14 protein-coding genes are annotated in these 17610 nt (G+C 66.4%); 10 read left to right on the plus strand and 4 right to left on the minus strand.

The window, feature by feature from the left end:
- Nucleotides 1–52 precede the first annotated feature (52 nt).
- From IV501_RS12735 to IV501_RS12765, 7 genes are all read left to right on the plus strand, one after another.
- Nucleotides 53–1477, plus strand: a complete 1425-nt coding sequence (locus IV501_RS12735) for a sugar transferase (RefSeq protein ID WP_200556698.1) — start codon at nucleotides 53–55, stop codon at nucleotides 1475–1477.
- Complete coding sequence (locus tag IV501_RS12740) at nucleotides 1477–2118, plus strand: acyltransferase (protein ID WP_200556699.1); 642 nt, start codon at nucleotides 1477–1479, stop codon at nucleotides 2116–2118. The genes IV501_RS12735 and IV501_RS12740 overlap by 1 nt, the downstream gene beginning before the upstream one ends.
- Nucleotides 2119–2141: 23 nt before the next feature.
- Nucleotides 2142–2846, plus strand: a complete 705-nt coding sequence (locus IV501_RS12745; protein WP_200556700.1) for a hypothetical protein — start codon at nucleotides 2142–2144, stop codon at nucleotides 2844–2846.
- A gap of 21 nt (nucleotides 2847–2867) precedes the next feature.
- Nucleotides 2868–4151 (plus strand): MFS transporter, encoded by a 1284-nt coding sequence (locus IV501_RS12750; protein WP_200556701.1) that lies wholly within the window; start codon nucleotides 2868–2870, stop codon nucleotides 4149–4151.
- Nucleotides 4148–5161: a TolB-like translocation protein gene (locus IV501_RS12755; protein ID WP_200556702.1), complete on the plus strand. Its 1014-nt coding sequence runs from the start codon at nucleotides 4148–4150 to the stop codon at nucleotides 5159–5161. Before IV501_RS12750 ends, IV501_RS12755 begins: the two co-directional genes overlap by 4 nt.
- The gene (locus tag IV501_RS12760; RefSeq protein WP_200556703.1) at nucleotides 5161–7746 is read left to right on the plus strand and encodes a WecB/TagA/CpsF family glycosyltransferase; all 2586 of its coding nucleotides are present in this window, start codon (nucleotides 5161–5163) and stop codon (nucleotides 7744–7746) included. The genes IV501_RS12755 and IV501_RS12760 overlap by 1 nt, the downstream gene beginning before the upstream one ends.
- 155 nt (nucleotides 7747–7901) lie before the next feature.
- Nucleotides 7902–9770, plus strand: a complete 1869-nt coding sequence (locus IV501_RS12765) for a DUF4082 domain-containing protein (protein WP_200556704.1) — start codon at nucleotides 7902–7904, stop codon at nucleotides 9768–9770.
- 3 nt (nucleotides 9771–9773) lie between these two features.
- Here the strand turns inward: IV501_RS12765 and IV501_RS12770 are convergent, their stop codons facing one another.
- Nucleotides 9774–10463: a hypothetical protein gene (locus tag IV501_RS12770; protein ID WP_200556705.1), complete on the minus strand. Its 690-nt coding sequence runs from the start codon at nucleotides 10461–10463 to the stop codon at nucleotides 9774–9776.
- Between the two features lie 184 nt (nucleotides 10464–10647).
- On the opposite strand from IV501_RS12770, the gene IV501_RS12775 reads away from it, so the two are divergent.
- From IV501_RS12775 to IV501_RS16610, 3 genes are all read left to right on the plus strand, one after another.
- A complete protein-coding gene (locus IV501_RS12775) occupies nucleotides 10648–11514 on the plus strand; it encodes a glycosyltransferase (RefSeq protein WP_200556706.1) in 867 nt (288 codons plus the stop codon).
- 64 nt (nucleotides 11515–11578) lie between these two features.
- Nucleotides 11579–12373, plus strand: coding sequence for a hypothetical protein (locus IV501_RS12780; RefSeq protein WP_200556707.1), 795 nt, complete (start codon nucleotides 11579–11581; stop codon nucleotides 12371–12373).
- Between the two features lie 71 nt (nucleotides 12374–12444).
- Nucleotides 12445–13746, plus strand: a complete 1302-nt coding sequence (locus IV501_RS16610) for an O-antigen ligase family protein (protein ID WP_200556708.1) — start codon at nucleotides 12445–12447, stop codon at nucleotides 13744–13746.
- Here IV501_RS16610 and IV501_RS16615 read toward each other — a convergent pair.
- The 3 genes from IV501_RS16615 to IV501_RS12800 are packed head-to-tail and all read right to left on the minus strand — an operon-like array spanning nucleotide 13733 to nucleotide 17609.
- Nucleotides 13733–14854 carry a glycosyltransferase gene (locus tag IV501_RS16615; RefSeq protein WP_200556709.1) on the minus strand — a complete coding sequence of 374 codons (1122 nt, stop codon included), beginning with the start codon at nucleotides 14852–14854 and terminating at the stop codon, nucleotides 13733–13735. The two genes, IV501_RS16610 and IV501_RS16615, sit on opposite strands and share 14 nt — an antisense overlap.
- A complete protein-coding gene (locus IV501_RS12795) occupies nucleotides 14851–16107 on the minus strand; it encodes a glycosyltransferase family 4 protein (RefSeq protein WP_200556710.1) in 1257 nt (418 codons plus the stop codon). The genes IV501_RS16615 and IV501_RS12795 overlap by 4 nt, the downstream gene beginning before the upstream one ends.
- Nucleotides 16104–17609 carry a lipopolysaccharide biosynthesis protein gene (locus IV501_RS12800; RefSeq protein ID WP_307812279.1) on the minus strand — a complete coding sequence of 502 codons (1506 nt, stop codon included), beginning with the start codon at nucleotides 17607–17609 and terminating at the stop codon, nucleotides 16104–16106. Before IV501_RS12800 ends, IV501_RS12795 begins: the two co-directional genes overlap by 4 nt.
- Between the last annotated feature and the right edge of the window lies 1 nt (nucleotide 17610).

The following is a 17610-nucleotide window of genomic DNA, read 5'->3' on the forward strand; positions in this document are numbered from 1 at the left end:
CGGCGCGAACCACGGTCGAACCTTTTCCGGACGCACGGGCGATACCCCCCGAGTGGGGCTCGCCTGGAGCCGCCGCTACCGTCTTCTGCTCACGACCAGCGACGCCGCGGTCATCGCCCTCGCGGTAACCGTGGCATTCCTCGGCCGCTTCGGCCTCGGCGACGCCGAGCTCTCGGTCGCCGGCGTCTCGGTGCAGTACCAGGTGGTCGCCCTCATCGTCGGCCTCCTCTGGTTTGTCACCATCGGTGCCTTCCGCACCCGCGCCACCCGAATGCTCGGCGTCGGTTTCGCCGAATACCGCAGCGTGGTCAACGCCAGCCTCTTCATCTTCGGCCTGCTCGCGATCGCCTTCCTGATCTTCCAGGTGCAGATCGCCCGGGGCTTCTTCATCGTCGCCCTGCCAATCGGCCTCGCTGCCCTGCTGCTCGAGCGCTGGATCTGGCGCCGCTGGCTCAACCACATGCGCAACGACGGGCACTACCTGTCGCGGGCCATCGTGGTCGGCAGTCCGGCCGAAGTGGCCTACGTGGTCAAGCAGATCGAAAAGAAGTCAGGGGCCGCATACAGCATCGTCGGCATGGCGCTCCCCGAGGGCGACCACTTGGCTCTCGACTTCGCCGGCGAGCCGGTTCCTCTGGTGTCGAGCCTCGACCACGTCGCCGAGGCCGCTCACATGCATGGCGCAGATGCGGTAATCGTGGCTGGCGAGTCGAGCGGCGGCGGCACCTTCATCCGTGACCTCGGTTGGGCGCTCGAGGGCAGTGGGTCGGAGTTAGTCGTGGCATCGGGCCTGACCAACGTCGCTGGCCCGCGCATCCATTTCCGTCCGGTCGAGGGCTTGCCGCTCATGCACGTGGAGCTGCCGCAGTTCGAGGGCGGCAAGCACCTCGCGAAGCGCCTGTTCGACATTGCCGTCTCTGGGGCTGCGCTCGTCTTCCTCGCCCCGTTCTTCGCCATCGTCGCCGTCGCGATCCGTCGCGACAGCGAGGGCGGGGTATTCTTCCGCCAGGAGCGCGTCGGCCGCAACGGCGAAACGTTCCCCATGATCAAGTTCCGCTCGATGGTGCAGACCGCCGAGGCAGACCTGAAGGGCCTGCTCGATCAGAACGAAGGCAGCGGTCCGCTGTTCAAGCTCAAGCACGATCCGCGCATCACCCGCCTCGGCGCCATGCTGCGAAAATACTCGATCGACGAACTCCCGCAGTTCTGGAACGTTCTGATGGGCCACATGAGCCTGGTCGGACCGCGCCCGCCGCTGGAGAGCGAGGTCAAGGATTACGAGAAGCACGTCCACCGCCGCCTGTACATCAAACCAGGGCTCACCGGCATGTGGCAGGTGAATGGCCGCTCCGACCTCAGCTGGGAGGAGAGCGTGAGACTCGACCTCTACTATGTCGAGAACTGGTCGCTCACCGGCGACCTGATCATCCTGTGGCGCACGTTCAAGGTCGTCACGAATCCGGTCGGAGCGTACTGATGATCGACCACTTTCGCGATGTCTCGGCTGAGAATGAGACGCCGACCCCGCACTCTGCCCAGATAGCCCCCACTGCGGACATCGACCCCAGGTCGAGCATCGGGGAAGGCAGCATGGTGTGGCATCTCGCCCAGGTTCGCGAATACGCGCACGTGGGCAACGGGTCGATCGTGGGCCGCGGCGCGTACATCGGCCCCGGAGTGATCGTCGGTCAGAACTGCAAAATCCAGAATTACGCGCTGGTGTACGAGCCGGCGCTGCTCGAGGACGGCGTCTTCGTCGGCCCCTCGGTCGTCTTCACCAACGACGTCTTCCCGCGCGCCATCAACACCGACGGCACCCGCAAGTCGAACGATGACTGGCATGCGGTTGGCGTCACCGTGCGCACTGGCGCCTCGATCGGAGCGCGAGCCGTGTGCATCGCGCCCATCACGATCGGCCGCTGGGCTCTCATCGCTGCGGGAGCGGTGGTCACCAAGGATGTTCCCGACTTCGCGCTCGTGGCCGGCGTGCCGGCGAAGCGCGTCGGCTGGGTCGGCCGCAGCGGTTCGCCGCTGATGGCCGAGGGCGACGGCTTCTTCCTCTGCCCGGTCTCCGGCGAGCGCTACCTCGAAATCGACGGACTGCTTCGGCAGGTCTGAGCACGGGAACGGCGGAGCGAGATATGGGTACCCCAAAGAAGCTAGTGACACCCCGCCGGCTGATCGCCGTCGGGGCCGTGCTCGCGGCTGTCGTGCTCGTGGTCGGGATCGGTTTCACCGCGCTGTCGTCTGGCATGAGCACCGGTCAGGCAGGCAAATCGGCTCACGGTTCGGCGGGTCCGTCTTCCTCGAATTCGGCGACAGATGACTCGGCGGCTGGCGCCGACACGGAGACTGGCGCCGACACGGAGGCTGGGGCCGCTGACACGACTCCGTCGCCGCGTCCCACCGCTCCTCGCACGGCCACCGAGGTCGAAGCAGGCGGGTCCGTCAGCCACACCCTCCCGCCGTCGGCGCCCAGCGCGCCTCTCGTCTCACTACCGTTGCCGGCGTCGGCAAGCGCGCTGAAGAAGCTCGTCACCGGGTTCCCGGTCGCCGTGCTCGTGATGCCCTCGGCAACGATCGTCGACTCGTCCGTCTCGTCGAGTGGCGACATCCTTCAGGCGACGCTCTCCGCGAAGACCACGGCCGATAGCGACGACGTCATCACCTACTATGAAAAGCAATTCGCGAAGGTTGGACTTGTGGGGAGTTCGACTCCGGCTTCGGGGGGAAGCCTCTCGTACTCCTTCGTCCGGGGAAGCAACTCCATCGCTCTCACGGTGAAGCCGAGCAAGTCCGGAGGCTCCACCTTCACGTTATTCGGAGTTCTGAACGCCAGCGCGTAACAGCTGAAGGGGGGCGAATAGATGTACATCTCACTGAACGACCGGGGCGACGAGGCAAGCGCTGACGAGTCTGCTGCGGCAAATCCGACGCCGCCCGGAGCCAAAAAAGCGCTCGTTCGCGTTTCCTCCGTTGTCATCACCCTGGGTATCGTCAGCATGCTCACCGATGTCTCATCCGAGTCGGTGGCGGCAATCCTGCCGCTGTACATCACCAGCGCGATGGGCCTGTCGACCATCGCCTACGGCTTCATCGACGGCCTCTATCAGGGCGTCAGCGCATTCGTTCGCATCGGCGGCGGGTGGGCAGCCGACCGCGCCGACCGTCCGAAGTGGATCGCCTTCGCGGGATACGGGCTCTCGGCGGTCGCCAAGATCTGGCTGTTGCTCGCCACCGGATTCGCCGCTATCGCCGCGGTGGTCGCTGTCGATCGCATCGGCAAGGGCATCCGCACCGCTCCCCGTGACGCCCTCATCACGGCATCCTCAGAGCCATCGAATCTCGGCCACTCGTTCGGGGTACACCGGATGCTCGACACCATCGGTGCCGCGGTCGGGCCACTTCTCGCCTTCCTCGTCCTCTTCTTCGTCCCCACGGGCTACACGATCGTGTTCGTCATCTCGCTCGCCTTCGCGGCTCTCGGAGTCATCGTGCTCGGCCTCCTGGTGCCGAACCGTCGCCCCCGCGCGGAACGGGCGAAAGCGCTCACCCGTCCGCCGCTGCGCTGGCGTGATCTCAACGAACCTCGGCTGCGCCGCCTGGTGATCGTCGCCGGCATCCTGGGTCTGCTCACCATCGGTGACGGCTTCGTCTACCTCTCGCTGCAGGCACGGAGCGATTTCGCCGCCACCTGGTTCCCGCTGCTCTACGTCGGCACCAACATCGCTTTCTTCGTCTTTGCGATTCCGCTCGGCCGCATCGCCGACCGGGTGGGCCGCTGGCGCGTCTTTCTGTTCGGACACATCGCGCTCGTGCTTGCCTACGCCTGCACGGTGCTCCCGTTCGGCGGGCCGACCATCACGATCCTCTGTCTGGTGCTGCTCGGCGCCTTCTACGCGGCGACGGATGGCGTGCTCGCCGCCCTCGCCGCACAGTTCTCCCCGCCGGACGGCATCGCCAGTGGGATCGCGGCGGCGCAAACCGTCGTGGCCGTGGCCCGACTGCTCGCCTCCACCGGATTCGGAGTGCTCTGGTTCGCCATCGGCCGCGGCAACGCGGTGCTCATCGCTGCCGCCGCTCTCGCGATCGCTATCCCGATCGCCTGGTTCTTGCTGCGGTCGCTGCGCTCGAAGGCGACGACGGCGTGACGACGCGACTCCGACTGATCATCGCCGGAGCCCTCGCGGTCATCCTTCTCGGCGGAGCTATCGCGTACGCCGTCGTCGCCATCTCGAACTATCAGGCCCGCATCTCCGCACCGAGCGGGGTGAGCACGACCACGGCAGCGAAAGCGAGCGATGCGCCGCGAGTGGTGTTCCGCAACACCGCGACCGGCGCCGGGTACGGGCTGATCGCAAGCGTTCCACTCGGCGACCCGACGGGTACACGCACGGTCAGCGACATCCCGTGCGATCGTGTGTATCAGACCACGAAGTTCACCACCTGCCTGCGCATCGATCGCGGCGTCGTCACCACCTTCGGCGCGTACCTGCTCGACAACGACGGCAAGCAGCTGGACAAGTGGGGACTTCCCGGGCTCCCCAGCCGCACCAGGATCTCGCCCGACTCGAGGCTCGCCTCCTACACCGCGTTTATCACCGGTGAGGCATACGCGACCGTCGGATTCTCTGTCGGCACCCACATCGTCAGCACCGCTGGCAAGGATTATGGCGATCTGGAGAGCTTCACCTTCACCGTCGACGGCAGCCCCATCACTTCAACCGATCGCAACTTCTGGGGGGTGACGTTCACCGACGACGACAACATCTTCTACGCGACAGGCGCGACGAATGGCAAGACCTGGTTGGTGAAGGGCGACCTCGCGGCGCGAACGCTCACCGCCATCCATGAGACCGCCGAGTGTCCCTCCATCTCGCCCGACGGAAAGCTGATCGCCTACAAGAAGAACGTGTCGACCACGGCGAGCCCGTTCTGGAACATCGCGGTGCTCACCCTCGCGACCGGAGTGGAGAAGATCCTTCCCGAGAAGCGCAGCATCGACGACCAGGTGGACTGGCTGAACGATTCGACGCTGCTCTATGGTGTTCCGCGTGACTCCACCGCCGGCGATAGTGATATCTGGTCGATTCCGGCCAACGGATCGGCGGCACCGAAGGTCTACATCGACCATGCCTGGTCACCCTCGGTGGTGAACTGATGGAGCACACGAACACGATCACCCTCGGCGGCGTCTCCGTCGACCTGATGGAGCGGGATGCCGCGATCGAGAAGATCGCCGCCCGGTCGAAAGACACCAGCTCTGCACCACTCGGCGTGGTGTCGATAAACCTCGACCACATCCACCACTTCGGCCCGGCCGGCCGGTGGCGTCGGTCGCTCGATACCGACCGCGGCCGCGCCATCGAATGGCTCGACCTGATCGACGGCGCCCCCCTCGCGGCTCAGGCCCAGCGGGTGACCGGGCGCGCCTGGCCGCGCCTGGCCGGAAGCGACCTCGCCGGGCCGATCCTCGACAACGCGGCCCGAGACGGTGTGAGCGTCGGATTTCTGGGCGGCGATACCTCGACGCACGACACCCTGCGCGTGAAGTTCGCCGCCGAACGACCGGATCTCGTGGTTTCCGGGTTCTGGGCGCCGTCGCGCGACGAGCTGAGTGACCCGGTTCGCGCCGGCGACATCGCGGCGGAGATCGCCGCCGCCGGCACCGACATCCTCGTGGTGGGTCTCGGCAAGCCGCGCCAGGAACTGTGGATCGCCGAGCACGCCGCCGAATCCGGCGCGCGCGTGCTGCTCGCTTTCGGTGCAGTGGTCGACTTCCTCGCCGAGCGCATCGAGCGTTCCCCCGATTGGGTGGCCGCCGCGGGCCTCGAGTGGGCCTGGCGCCTCTCGCGCGAACCGCGACGTCTGGCGAACCGATACCTCGTGGCCGGTCCGCCCGCGTACGCGACGGTGCGGCGGGCCAGTGGAGCGGATGTCGCCCCGAGGCGCGAGCTGCCGGCGGCACGCGACATCCGTCGTCCGATCACGTCGGGGAGGTTCGTCGATGAGACGTCGGACGCCGACGTGGCCGTCGTCGTCGTCACCTATAACAGTGCCGACGACCTGCCGGGGCTGCTGGCCAGCCTGCGCCGGGAGGCCGCGACGGTCACCATGCGCGTGATCGTCGCCGACAACGGATCGACGGACGGAACCCGCGAGCTGATCGCGGCGGAGACCGACGTGATCGCGGCGAGCACCGGCGGCAACGTCGGCTACGCGCGCGGAATCAACGCCGCGATGACACACGCGGTGGGCGCCAACACAGTGCTCATCCTCAACCCTGACCTCAGCGTGGAAGCCGGGGCGATCGAGGCGATGCTGCGCCGGCTCGATCGGTCCGGTGCAGGAATCGTGGTGCCGAGCATCGTCGATGACGCGGGCGAGGTGTACCCGTCGCTGCGGCGCGAGCCGACCATCTCTCGCACGATCGGGGATTCGCTGCTGGGCAGCCGCGCATCTGGCCGACCGGAGTGGGCCAGCGAGATCGACTTCGACGCCGAAAGCTATCGCCACCCGCATGAAGTGGAGTGGGCGACCGGCGCCGCGCTGTTGATCGACAGCGAGGTCGCTGCCGCCGTCGGAGAATGGGACGGGCGGTTCTTCCTCTATTCGGAGGAGACCGACTTCTTCCGCCGGGCGCGCGACGCCGGCTACAGCATCTGGTACGAACCGGCCGCAACGGTGCGCCACTCCCAGGGCGGGTCGGGGAGCTCCGTCGCACTCGACAGCCTGCTCGCGGTGAACAAGGTGCGCTACGCCCGCAAGCACCGCAGTGCCGGATACGCGACGGGGATTCATATCGGCGCGATTCTCGGCGAGGTGATGCGGTCGTACGACCCCGCTCACCGGCAGATCCTGCGCACACTGCTCGACCAGCGCAGCTGGCGGTCCCTTCCGCGCGCGGTCGAGGGAAGCCCACTGGATTCCACCGGCGACACGATCGGCGCGGTGATCATCCCCGCACACAACGAGGCAACGGTGATCGCGCGCACTCTCTCACCGCTCGCCGATCTCGCGGCTAACGGGCGGCTCGAGGTGTGGGTGGTCTGCAACGGGTGTTCCGACGCCACCGCTGAGATCGCTCGTGGCTTCGACGGAGTGAACGTGCTCGAGATCGACGAGGCCTCGAAGACCGCTGCTCTCAATGCGGGGGATGCCGCGGCCTCGGCCTGGCCGCGGCTCTACCTCGACGGGGACATCGCCATCGAGCCCTCCGCGGTCGCCGCGGTGTTCGCGCGGCTGGCTGGTTCACCCGTGCTCGCTGCCCGACCTGCATACCGGTATCTGGTCGACTCGCGCTCGCCGATCGTCACCTCGTACTACCGCGCCCGTCAGCGGATGCCGTCGATGAGCGCGGCGATGTGGGGAGCGGGCGCTTACGCACTCAGTAAGACCGGGCACGAACGGTTCGGGATGTTCCCCGCGGTGACGGGCGACGACCTGTTCGTCGACCAGACGTTCACCGCAGCGGAAAAGCGCGTAGTGCCGTGCGCGCCCGTCGTCGTGCGCACTCCGAAGACCGCGTCGGCGCTCGTCGCTGTGCTCGCTCGACAGAGCCGTGGCAGCGAAGAATCCACGTTGCCGGCCACGTCGCGCGGCACCATCCGAGAGCTCATCGCAACAGTGCATGGGCCCCGATCGTTCGTCGATGCTGCGCTCTACGCGACGCTCACAGTGTTCGCGCGCCGGTTGGCGCGGCGGTCGACAGCCGTTGTGTGGGAACGTGACGACTCGACCCGCTGAGTGCGAGCCGAGTTCCCAGTGACTGAGCAGCTGTTTAAGAGCGCGTGCTAACCTGTGCACGCATTGGCCCATCCACGAGCTCGAACTCGGAGTAGGACATGACTTTTTCCGCGATGACGCAGAAACTCAGCTCAGATCCGCGTACGCGCGTGCGGATGATAGCGGCTGCAGTCGTCGTCATCGCCCTCGCCGTCACTGGTGTGGGCGTGTTCCGCGCGGCGGAACCAGCATCGGCAGCGCCTTCCGCAGTGCTGTACCCGGACGCCGTACCGAAGACTCTGACCGATCCCGACCCGAAGTCGGTTGAACTCGGTCTGCAGTTCAGCAGCAGCGTCGGTGGCACGATCTCGGGCATCCGCTTTTATAAGAGTAAGGAAAACACGGGAACCCACGTCGGTGCTCTGTGGTCGTCGTCCGGTCGCCGCCTGGCTTCGGTAACATTCACCAACGAGAGCGCGACTGGGTGGCAGACGGCCAACTTCGCCACACCGGTCGCCATCAAAAAGAACCGGACATACGTCGCCTCGTACCTCGCCCCGAAAGGCAAGTACTCGGTGACCGAGAACGGTTTCGCCAAGCCGTACACGAGCGGCACTCTTACCGTTCCCACCGGCGGCGGCGTCTACCGCTACGGCACGGGTGGATTCCCGACCTACACCTACAAGAACAGCAACTACTTCGTCGACGTGGTGTACACACCGTCGACCGTCACGGTGCCGAGCCCGTCGAGTTCGACGACGCCGACCCCGAGTGCAACCCCCAGCACCAGCCCTAGCAGTAGCCCTAGCCCCAGCCCGTCGCCGTCGCCGAGTACTCCGCCGACGACCACCCCGCCGCCGGTATCGACCGCGCTCAACTTGCCGCGCATCCCGTGGGAGGGCGGCTCCGACTATTGGAAGAAATTCCGCGCGACCGACGCTGCTGGCTGGGACGATCCGAGCTTCTTCCCGATCGTGATCTGGTACAACGGCATCTCCAACAACGCCGAGGCGATGTACGACAAGTCGGTAGGAATCAACACCTACATCGGCATGGACAAGTCGACCCCGTACAGCCTGTTCAAAGACAACGGCGTGTTCTGGATCGGCGACAAGTTGAACAGCAGCTTCACCGATTCGAGCACCAACTGGGTCGGCAACTTCCTCGATGACGAGGTCGACGGGCGGTACAGCCCGGCCGCAGGGCGCGCCCACCTGCAGCAGCTGGTGGACTCCTACGCCGGAAACGGCCGATTCAACTACGCCAACTTCACCCAGATCGTCATGAGCACCGACGGCAATCAGTCGGACGCCGAGCAATACGTGAATAACTACACGGATGCCGTCTCGGCCGACATGTACTGGTACACGATCCCTTACTGCAGCTGGACACCCTACCGCGGTGACACCTATCTGAACCCGATCACCAAGGCGAACTGCCGCACCTCATCGTCGTACGGCAAGACAGTGAACATGCTGCGCCAGCGCGATGCCGTCGATGGCAAACTTCAGCCGATCTGGAACTTCATCGAGGACCTCAATGGCGGACCGGGCCCGAGCGCTCCGGCAGTCACCATCACCCCTGCCCAGCTCAAGGGCTCGGTGATGAACTCGATCATCAACGAGGCCCGGGGCATCGTCTACTTCAACCAGAGCCTGTCGGGGTCGTGCCAGGGTGGCAGCATCCTGCGCCAGTCCCAGGTCACGCCGAACTTCTGCGGCGCTCCTCAGATCGCTGCGGCGAAAGAGGTCGATGCTCTGATCCGCCAGCTCGCCCCGGTGATCAACACGCAGTCGTATCAGTACAGCTTCGGTTCCGGCCTGAACACGATGCTGAAGGCGTACAACGGATCCGCCTACATCTTCTCCATGGTGGACGGATCATCGACACCCGGCAGCCGCACGTTCACCCTCCCCGGTGGCATCACCGGTTCGCAGATCGAGGTGGTCGGTGAGAACCGCACCATCACGGTCGGGGCGAACCGCACGTTCACCGACAGCTTCGCAGCCGAGTCCAGCTATCACATCTACAAGATCACCGTCTGATCGTCAGCGGAACTCCACCAGCTCCTGGCGCATCGCCTCGTGGTCTAGCGCCGCGCGGATCGCCCGCCGCTGGCGAAGCCTGGCGGCCAGTCGATCAGTGACCACTGAGAGAAACAGCGCCAGGCCGACCCCGAGGGCGATGATCCCGATCTTGGCGCGCGACGAGCGACCCTCGATATAACTGACCACCGGATTCGCCGGTGATTCGAGGGTGGTCACCCTGCTGATCGGCGCAACGCCCTGGTCCACCTGTTCCTGCAACGCCAGAGCGCTCACCTTCGCACTGAGATCGTTGGCGATCGTTCGAACTCGCTCGGGTGTCGAGTCGACCACTTCGATGGAGAGCGCAGCCTGGTTGAAATTCGTCTGCCACTGACCGCCCGAGTTGGGCAGCGTGATCGCCCACCCTGACCGGATTCCCTCGCCGTACAGCGTCGAACCACCGGATAGCGGAGCCACGGCGTCAGCGCCGTTGACCCGCCGCTCGATCACGGCGGCGAACTGCACCAGGCTGTCGGCCGACACCTCGAGTGAGTTGGTCTTGCTCGGCGCAACGAACACGACATCGAGCTGAGTGGAGTAGACGCCGGACACCCTGCCGGCCGCGACTACGGCGACCGCAGTGAGGATGAGCACGGCGATCACGACATACCACCGACGAAGCACCACACGGATGAGCTGAGCCGCTGTCATCCGCACCCCCGGGTCGTGGTCGAAAGCCCATGATATCGCCGAGTCATCGGCGATCTCCGCCGCGCAGGCCGGATTATCACCCCCTTCCGGGGCAACTCCCGCCAGGACGCGCGCGCCTCATCCATAATGGACATTCGACGAGGGGACAGCGGTTCCAGGGGTGAGAGGACGAGTGCGCGCCGGCATGGACATCGATCACGTCATTCTCACCCGATTCAACCTGCCTACTCCCGGGCCGGAAAGCATGGTGCGCGCCCAGGACGGATGGCTGCGAACCCGCGTCGTGCTGTTCGAGAAGTACTGCGTTCCGTCGGTACTGTCACAGTCGACCCGCGACTTCACGTGGATCATCTATTTCGACCCGGAGAGCCCCGATTGGCTCAAGGAAATCGTCGAGCGGTATAGCGCTGAGGGGGCGTTCGTACCGGTGTTCCGCGCGTCGGTCTCCAACACCGAGCTCCTCGACGACATCCGTCGAATCACCGGCGCACACGGCACGACTCTCATCACCACGAATCTCGACAACGACGACGGCCTCGCCGTGGACTTCATCGAACGCCTGCAGTCCGCACCGCGCGTGACTCCGAGCGCTGCCCTCTACCTCACCCATGGGCTTATCAAGAGCCCCGCTGGGCTTTTCATTCGCACCGACCGGCACAACGCCTTCTGCTCGGTGCGCGAGACCTGGGATGACCCGAAGACCTGCTGGATCGACTGGCACGATCTGCTACCGAAGCACTTTGCCGTGCAGGAGATCGTGGGCGCGCCAGCCTGGCTCCAGGTGGTGCACGGAACCAACGTCAGCAACCGGGTACACGGCTCTCTGGTCGACGCCACCTCCTTTCGAGCGTCGTTCCCCGGCCTGCTCGACGACGTGGAGCCCCCGCACCGCGCCCAGCTCCTGCGGGACCGCCTCATCGCGTCCCCCGCGCGCGCCATCGCGACCGGTACACGCCTGAGCGGCAAGCGCCTCATCCGTGCGGTGTTGGGCAAAGAAGGTCTGAATCGGGTGAAGGGCGTCGTCGCCGGGCTGCGAGGAGGCACGCGATGACAGTGAACCACCGGCCGTTCCGCATAGGATACGGCGACGCACCGACTTCCGAGAGAGGCACCGTATGTACCTGAGAGATCTGCTGCGCTCGCTGGTGCGTCGGTGGTACCTGTTGGTCGCCGGGCTCATCATCACGGGTGTCGCCGCCGTCGGTCTGTTCTCTGTTCTGCCCGTCAGTTACCACTCGTCAGCAAGCATGGTGCTGCTTCCGCCGAAGACCGCCACCGGCGACGACGGCAATCCCTTCCTGCAACTCGGCGGACTCAACCAGGCGGTGGACGTGTTGACGCGCACGCTCACCTCCGACAGCGAGAGCCGCCGAATCCTGAAAGCCAACCCCGGTGCGACCTTCACGGTCGCTCCCGACGGCACCACCAGTGGCCCCATCTTCATCGCCACCTCCACTGCGCCGACAGCGGCGAAGGCCACCGCCATGACGGACACCATCGTCGCAACCGTCCCGGTGGCCCTGGCGCAGATCCAGGACGGGTTGTCGGTGCAGCCGGAATCGCAGATCGATGTGCTGGTTATCTCGCAGGACGCTAAGCCGACACTCGATTCCAAGATCCGGCTCCAAGCCAGCGCCGGCATCATCGCCCTCGGCGTGGCGCTCACGGTCGTGGCAACCGGACTCATCGACGGACTGCTCCGCTCGCGACGACGACTACGCGCGTCGTCGCGCACATCGGGCGCGAACGGCAGCCGCAGCGCTGCGGCCCTGACGGATGGTGACACCGCTCGTGTCGCGCAGACGGATGCCACGACGCCCCCAGCCGAGGACTACCTCGACCCTGACATGTCGTCGCCGACGGAAACGGCCGTGCGCGGGCGGTCCGCGGCGGCTACCCGCCGCCGCTGACCATGACCGTTCGGGATGCGACGGGAGCTCCCGCGGCGCGCGACGATGAACGCCCAGCGCCACGGCATCGCGTGCGCTTCGACGCAGTGTCGGTGCTCACGCTCTATATCGTCATCCTGTACGCCGTCCCCTCCGATCTCTCCCTGACCTCGTTCGGCGGCGCAGGGTCTCCGATCATGATCTTCGGGCTGCTCGGCGGTATCTGGTGGGCGTGGCGCCAGGTCTCGCGATCCGAATCGGCAATGAATCCGGGCCATCAGCCGGTGCGAATAGTGCTGTTCGTGCTTCTGACGATCGCCGTCATCAGCTACATCGGCGCGATGCTGAGCCCCCGCGAGAGCGTCGAGGTCAACGGGGCAGACCTGGGACTGCTCCGTCTGCTCTCGCTGGCGAGTGTTCTCCTGCTCGCCAACGACGGCATCGGTGACGGTGCGCGCTTTCGCACGTTCCTCCGTCGGCTCTGCTTCGCCGGTTCCCTGTTCGCCGCGTTCGGGCTGGTGCAGTTCGTCACCAAACAGTCCTTCGTCGATCGACTGGTGATCCCCGGATTCTCCGCGTCGCAGGACTTTTCGGCCGTCCAGGACCGGAGCGGCTTCGCCCGCGCTGCGGCAACAGCGACGAATCCGTTGGAATACGCGTTCGTTTTGGCGATGATCCTGCCGATCGCCGTGACCCTCGCACTCGACGACACCGATCGGCCCCGTTGGAGGCGGTGGACCCCGGCCTTCGTGATCGTCGTCGCCCTAGCCATCTCGGGGTCGAGATCGGGCATCGTGGGGTTGATCCTCGGCCTACTGCTGCTGTTCCCTGCCTGGAATAGCGGCCGCCGGATCCGCGCGATCGTCATCGGTGTCATCGGCGCGGGACTCGTCTACCTGGCGGTTCCTGGCATGATCGGCACCGTCCGCTACCTGTTCCTGAACGTCGGGCAGGATGCGAGCACGACCTCGCGCACCAACAGTTACGACCTGGCGCTCACCTTCATCGGCAGGAGCCCCCTCTTCGGTCGTGGTTTTGGCACTTTCCTCCCCCAGTACCGGATTCTCGATAACCAATACCTGTTGGCGGCGATCGAGCTGGGCATCGTCGGCCTGGCGGCGCTCCTCGCCCTGATCATCGTCGCGGCCATCGTCGCTCTGCGCACGGGCCTGTCCAGACCTCCTGGCCTGACCCGATCGCTCGGACCGGCGCTGCTGTCATCCGTCGCTGTCGGCGCGGTCTTGACCGCGTTCTCCGACGCGTTTTCGTTCAGGATGTCCGCGGGCACCCTGTTTCTCATGCTGGGCGTCTGCGGAGCATACTGGCGGCTCTACCGACCCGACCGCGAGCAGCCCCAGACGATGAGCGGCACGGAGCTGTCTAGACGCCGATGAGCTCGACGAGCTCGCTCACCCTGGCATCCCAACTGTGTGTGCGGGCGAACGAAAGGCGAGCCCTGCGCTCTTCCGCCGCCAAGGGCACCATCGTCGCCGCTCCGACTGCGGCGGCGAAACGGTCGGGCCCATCGGCGATGACGACCAGATCGGAGTCGAGCCAGTGAACCGCCGGCAGGTCGGTGGAGACCACCCGCAGCCCCGAGGCGAGATATTCGAGGGTCTTCAGCGGAAAGCTCGCGCGATTGAACTCGGTATCCGCGTACGGAGTGAGACCCACGGTGGCCTCGCGCAATAGGGCTTTCAGTTCGTCTTTATCGAGGCGACCGTGCCACGTGACGCCGGGAGCGGAGAGGAACTGATCGAGCTGCTGGGACACCGCTGGATCACGTTCGGCCCTCGGGCCGGCGACGTCGATGCGGATGCCCGCGGCGCGCACGGCCTCGAGCAACGCGACGTCCAGCCTCTCGTTCAGTTGCCCCACCACGACCGCGCTGCCCTGCGACGCGGTACCGAGAGCAGCGTCGTCGACCGGATCGCAGCCGTTGGCGAGCACGGAGACCGGGCGATCGAATCGCTGCACCAGATCGTCGACGAGAGTGGGCGAGACCGCGGCAACGACCGTCGCGGCAGCCATATTGGCCGCCAGCACTCGATCGGTTCGCCGACTGTCGACACCCATCAGCGCGGCGCCGGCCTGCCAGTCGTCGGTCACGTAGAGCAGGCGGGAGCGCGCGCCGAGCGCCGGGAACACGGTGCGGGGAGACGACAGGATGATCGCATCCACCGTTCCTCCCAACCGCGCGACAGCACGGCGGATCGCTGCTTCGTGCCAGCGGTCGGAGATGTCTCGGAGCACCGGGCGTGATGCGCCGGGAAGGCCGACGACCTGGAGCCGCGCGACCCCGGGAGCCACCAGATCGACGCCAGTTCGTGGCCGAGTGCCGTCAGCACGAGGCGTGAGGAACGACGATGGAGGGTCGACCCAGAGCACCGGCAGGCGACGTCCGATGGCGATGGCGAGCTGCCGGTCGGTGCCGGCCACATCGGTCCAGCGGCTCCCCGAGACGTAGACGATCGACGGCGACGGGATGGCCTGGGCGCTCACCGGCTGGCCACGGCTCGGCCGGCGACCGGGCGAGCGTTGAAGTCATCCGCCTGCTCACGGCCGAGGGCCCGACGCATCCGTTTGCCAAGGTAATAGGTGCTGTAGCGGGCAAGAGCCGCGAAATCTGCCACCGCGACTCTCGCCACGGACGGGCGCTGCTGCAGCGCGTCGCGATAGAACTGCTCTTGCCGCCCCCCGGCTGCGGTGAGGGAGAACCGCCCGGTCACGGTCTCGAGCCCGAAGGCCCCGAGCTCGACCTGTCTGGCCGGATCGGACAGGAGAGGGCGGAGGATGGCGTCGAGGTCGTCAGCGCCCGTCGCGGCGTCTGCTCCCACCCCGTACCAGCCCTGCCAGAGGAACTCGTCGAGGCTCTCGGGCGTGAGCAACTTCCAGTACCCGCCCTCCCCCTGAACCACGAGAGGCTTGCCGAAAGCGAGCGCGCGCAGGGCGGATCCGCCCATGCCGAGCGCGATGTCCGCGGCAGCGTAGGCGGGGCGAGGATCGCTGATCTGGCCAGTGAGGGTGACAACCGACATGCCGGTTCGCTGCTCGGCCAGGCGGATGCGCTCCTCGACCTCGTCTCGCGCGGGGCCGTCGCCGACCAGCACGAGCTGCGGAGGGTGCGCAGAATCACGCGCGATCTCGCTCACGACATCGATCGCGGCCAGAGTTCCCTCGAGCTTCAGCTCGTGAGCGAACCGGGTGACGGACACGATGGTCGCACGGCTCGGGTCGAGGCCGTGAGCGAGCCGGAAGTCATCCGTACCCACCGCGACGGTCGGATTGTTGATGCTGAGGTCAACCGGGGGTTCGATCACCATGGTGCCTCGGCGCCCTCGTCGATGTTCAGCGTCGGCGATCTGCTCGGTGCCGACCACCAGCGGCTGGGTGCGGGGGATGAAGCCGGGCACCGACATGGACATGACCGTCGACATGCTGACGACCCCCGGGCGCATCCGTGCGGCCAACGCCGCCTCGAGGGCCGGGGGCCACTCGTAGCCGTGCACGAGCTCGATGCCGCGGTCGTCGATGAGCTCGGCCAGAGCCCGGGCGACCGTCGGAGACGGCCGTTTGCCGGGCTTGGGCGCCGGAACGAACTCCAGCCCGAGCTCGGCGATTCGCTGCTCGAGCGCGCCTGGGGGCCCGAACACGATCACCTCGTGTCCGAGGTCCCGCACGGCGGCAGCGAGCTCGATGGCGTTCAACTGACTTCCACCGATGCCCAGATCGTGCGGATAGACCACGATTCTCATATGGTCATTCCCCGGTCGAACGCGGTCTCGGGACCGATCGCGTCATCGACGGGAACCGCGCTCGTGCCGAGAGTGCGGAACAGCGCGATCGTGGCCCGTTCCCGCAGCACGAGCAGGCCGATGATCGCCAGGGCGATGATGCCGGCGAGGAACGCGGCGAGGAAGGGGTTGGGGATGGTCTGGGCCAGCAGCCAGGACTCGCCCCAGACGACGAACCCCGCCACCAGCGGCAGCCACACCCGCGAGCCCACAGATCGAGCGCTCACCCCCGCTCGGGCCAATCGCCAGAGGTAGATCGGGGTGACGACCACGAGAGACACGGCGACCTGCGCCATGCCGACTCCGGCGATCCCGTGGAACAGTGCTCCGACGAGCAGCGCCGGTACGAGTGCGATCAGCCAGATCACCTGAACAACCAGCAGCGAGCCGGAACGCTTCTTGACCACGAGGTAGTCGTAACTGAGCTCGAACACGATTCGGAACGCGGCGAGCGCCGCGAGCCAGGTGAGGGCGCTTTCCGCCGGGATCCACTGCTCGCCGTAGACGAATTCGACGATCGGATGCGCGGCACCGGAGATGAAGAAACAGACCGGGATCGCGACGGCGGCCAGCACTCGCATGAGGGCGAGGAAGGTCGTGCGCATCTGCTCGGGGTCGTGCTGCAGGCGGGAAAATGCGGCAGGGGCGACACTGCGCAAGGGCTGCGAGAACACACTCACCGGCCAGCTCGAGAGGTTGAACGCCAGCACATAGAAACTCAACATGGTCGCCCCGAGGATGTTGCCGACCACGAGCTGGTCGGCGTACCCCACGGCGAAGACGATGATGCTGGATCCCGCGAGTGGCAGGCCGAACACCAGCAGCGGCCGCACGTGCTCGCGGTCCCAGCCGAACCGGAATGGCAGCGGGGAGAACGCGAACAGCAACACCGCAGAGACGACGGTGCCCGCGAGGCGTCCGATCGCCAAACTCATGGCGCCGAACCCGGTGAGCGCGAGCGCGACCGACACGATCGCTCCGACCCAGACGTTGCTCTGGTCGACGATCATGCGCGTGCCCTGCTTGAACTCGCGTTGCAACAGTGCGGCGGGCGTTGCGACGAAGCCATCGATCAGCACGCTGACCAGAAGCAGCCTGACCACGGGCGTGGCGGTGGGATCTCCCATCGCCTCGGCGAATGGTGCTGCGGCGAGATAGCCGCCGACGAACACGAGCGTGCTGCCGATGACCGAGATGGTGGTGACGGTCGACGCGATGGCACGCGGGTCGCCTGGCCACCGCACGATGGCGAGGCTTACACCGATGTCGTTGAAGCTCAGCACCGCCGCGAGGGCGACGAATGCGACCGCGTATGTTCCGAAAGCCTCCGGACCGAGCACGCGAGCGAGCACGATACCGATCCCGAGGCCGCCCACTTTAGACACCGCGGTATTCAGGAGACTCCAGCCGAGCGCGCGGGACGCCCCGGGGCCGCCCGCCGATTTCACCTTTCGTGCACGCACG

The organism is Lacisediminihabitans changchengi, from assembly GCF_016634425.1.
Lineage (GTDB): Bacteria > Actinomycetota > Actinomycetes > Actinomycetales > Microbacteriaceae > Lacisediminihabitans > Lacisediminihabitans changchengi.

Bases quoted from the DNA above. Each gene is read 5' to 3' on its own strand.
- IV501_RS12745 (WP_200556700.1), top strand. From the start codon at position 2,142: ATGGGTACCCCAAAGAAGCTAGTGACACCCCGCCGGCTGATCGCCGTC.
- IV501_RS12765 (WP_200556704.1), top strand. From the start codon at position 7,902: ATGATAGCGGCTGCAGTCGTCGTCATCGCCCTCGCCGTCACTGGTGTG.
- IV501_RS12795 (WP_200556710.1), bottom strand. From the start codon at position 16,107: ATGAGAATCGTGGTCTATCCGCACGATCTGGGCATCGGTGGAAGTCAG.
- IV501_RS12740 (WP_200556699.1), top strand. From the start codon at position 1,477: ATGATCGACCACTTTCGCGATGTCTCGGCTGAGAATGAGACGCCGACC.
- IV501_RS12780 (WP_200556707.1), top strand. From the start codon at position 11,579: ATGTACCTGAGAGATCTGCTGCGCTCGCTGGTGCGTCGGTGGTACCTG.
- IV501_RS12775 (WP_200556706.1), top strand. From the start codon at position 10,648: ATGGACATCGATCACGTCATTCTCACCCGATTCAACCTGCCTACTCCC.
- IV501_RS12760 (WP_200556703.1), top strand. From the start codon at position 5,161: ATGGAGCACACGAACACGATCACCCTCGGCGGCGTCTCCGTCGACCTG.
- IV501_RS12770 (WP_200556705.1), bottom strand. From the start codon at position 10,463: ATGACAGCGGCTCAGCTCATCCGTGTGGTGCTTCGTCGGTGGTATGTC.
- IV501_RS12750 (WP_200556701.1), top strand. From the start codon at position 2,868: ATGTACATCTCACTGAACGACCGGGGCGACGAGGCAAGCGCTGACGAG.